1 protein-coding gene is annotated in these 263 nt (G+C 43.0%); it reads right to left on the bottom strand.

Annotation, left to right across the window (positions count from 1 at the left end):
- On the bottom strand, nucleotides 1-263 hold a 263-nt coding region (locus BCT81_RS02075; RefSeq protein WP_277869785.1), incomplete at both ends, for a M17 family peptidase N-terminal domain-containing protein.

The following is a 263-nucleotide window of genomic DNA, read 5'->3' as shown; positions in this document are numbered from 1 at the left end:
GAGCAATCGCTTTTTCACCTAGGCTCAGTTCACGACGTGTTGGTACGTTGAATACCAATTTACGTAGTGGGCGACGAGTCTCTGGCTTGTTGCTCTTGAATTGGTCAAATGTGTAAAGACCATCTTTAGTCGCTTCTACCGCTTGACGAACTTTCCAGTAAGTATCGCGGCCTTTAACGTGCAGTTCTGTTAGGAAACATACTGCTTCCATAGAACCTGTTTCGTTTAGTGTGCTGATGGTTTTCTGAATAATTTCTTTGTAT

It is taken from the genome of Vibrio sp. 10N.261.52.A1, from assembly GCF_002876325.1.
Lineage (GTDB): Bacteria > Pseudomonadota > Gammaproteobacteria > Enterobacterales > Vibrionaceae > Vibrio > Vibrio chagasii.
This window is presented reverse-complemented; position numbering and strand designations above follow the sequence as displayed.